Genomic DNA, 915 nt, shown 5'->3' on the forward strand with positions numbered 1-915 from the left:
TAGACCTCTTGCAAAAGTCATAAGCTAAGCTCGAAATTAACAAGACCGGCGAACAGCTTCATTCTAAGATCATAGCGCTGACGACGATTGCGATATTTATGAGCGACCATTTTAAACCGTTTGATTAAGCCTATTTTGTGTTCAACCATAATGCGAAACTTAGCCAGATAGTGATTAGCTTGTTTGCAAAGATCCAACAGCTGACCCCCACGTGGCTTTTTAAAGGGGATAAAGCTTTGTTCATGTAACTTTGCAATGCCCTGATAGCCACTATCCGCTAATAGCTTAGTGTCACAAGGAAGCCAGTCAGGACAAGTATCTTTATACAGCTTAAAATCGTGAGTAGAGCCTTTGGACGTTTGAACATCTAGTATTAAACCTGTTTGCCAGTGAACCATCACTTGTGCTTTTAAGGTGTGTTGTTTTTTCTTGCCGCTGTAGTAGTCTCTTTGGTTTTTTTTGGACGCTCAATCGGGGTTTCAGTCGCATCGACGATGACGACTGACCAATTAATGTCCTCATCGACTCTACTAGGCAATTTTTTAGGCAACTCAAACCTGCCAGAATGAATCAGTATGTCTTCTATTCTACGAATAATACGACTGGCAGACGATTCGTGAATGCCAAAGTCCGTACTGATGTGATAGAGCGTTCGGTACTCACGCCAATAGGTAAGCGCTAATAGTATTTGCGCTTCTAAGCTAAGGGCACTCGGTCTGCCTGATTTAGTCTTTTGTGCTTCATGCTGCTGCAGGACATCTTTCATTTCATAAAAGGTAGTTTTATGAATGCCTGTGTAGCGCTTAAAGCCTGCATCATTCTGTTCAAGTAGCTTATCTATGTTTGGCATGGTTTCCAGCCAGTTGTGAGTGCATTAGTTATTGTAAAATCCTCTGCCACTTTTGCAAGAGGTCT

The 915-nt window shown here is 42.0% G+C and carries 2 protein-coding genes; both read right to left on the reverse strand.

All coding sequences use genetic code 11. The features are described from left to right. Positions 1 to 17: 17 nt before the first annotated feature. Positions 18 to 401 (reverse strand): transposase family protein, encoded by a 384-nt coding sequence (locus HCZ91_RS13820; RefSeq protein ID WP_298970629.1) that lies wholly within the window; start codon positions 399 to 401, stop codon positions 18 to 20. An 8-nt stretch (positions 402 to 409) separates the two neighbouring features. Beyond that, a complete protein-coding gene (locus HCZ91_RS13825) occupies positions 410 to 850 on the reverse strand; it encodes a transposase family protein (RefSeq protein WP_179799796.1) in 441 nt (146 codons plus the stop codon). Positions 851 to 915: the final 65 nt, after the last annotated feature.

Source organism: Psychrobacter sp. BI730 (assembly GCF_013414195.1).
Taxonomy (GTDB): Bacteria; Pseudomonadota; Gammaproteobacteria; order Pseudomonadales; family Moraxellaceae; genus Psychrobacter.